A 531-nucleotide genomic window follows, 5' to 3' on the forward strand; every position below is an offset into this window, starting at 1 on the left:
CGCCGCGTCGAACTTCGCCGCCTCCTCATGGGGAAGTCTGATCCGCCAACAACTGGACTGCTCATCACACGTCTTGCTGATCGAACGCTGCGGCTCCGGACGAGGATCGGGTTCAGGTCGCGGCTCCAAACGCACCGCGGTGCGCAACTGACTGACCGTGGCGACCCCGGCCAGCTGAGCGTAATGCTCATCAGAACCCTCACCCGCCCCCGCCGCAATCACCCCGACCTGATCCAGCGACAGCCGACCCTCCCGCATCCCCGCCGCGCAGCGAGGAAACTCCGGCAACCGACGCGCCACCGCGGCGATCGTATGCGCAGTGGCCGAGGACAAGCCCAGCCTCCACGCCACCAACGCCCGCACCGACCGCGCCCCCGTAATACCGCACAGCTCATCGCGATCCAACTCAGACACAATCTCCACGATGCGCCCATCAATCGCATTACGCTGACCGGCCAACTCCGCCAACTCCTCGAACAACACCTCAACACGCTCAGCAGGACTCAACACCGCGGCAGACGATGCGATCGA

The 531-nt window shown here is 65.2% G+C and carries 1 protein-coding gene; it reads right to left on the bottom strand.

Annotated features, from left to right (window positions below):
• The coding region (locus A5764_RS18820) for a DUF222 domain-containing protein (RefSeq protein WP_156664758.1) at nt 1–528 on the bottom strand (528 nt) is incomplete at its 3' end.
• Nucleotides 529–531: the final 3 nt, after the last annotated feature.

It is taken from the genome of Mycobacterium sp. 852002-51057_SCH5723018 (assembly GCF_001667035.1).
In the GTDB taxonomy this organism is placed as follows: Bacteria; Actinomycetota; Actinomycetes; order Mycobacteriales; family Mycobacteriaceae; genus Mycobacterium.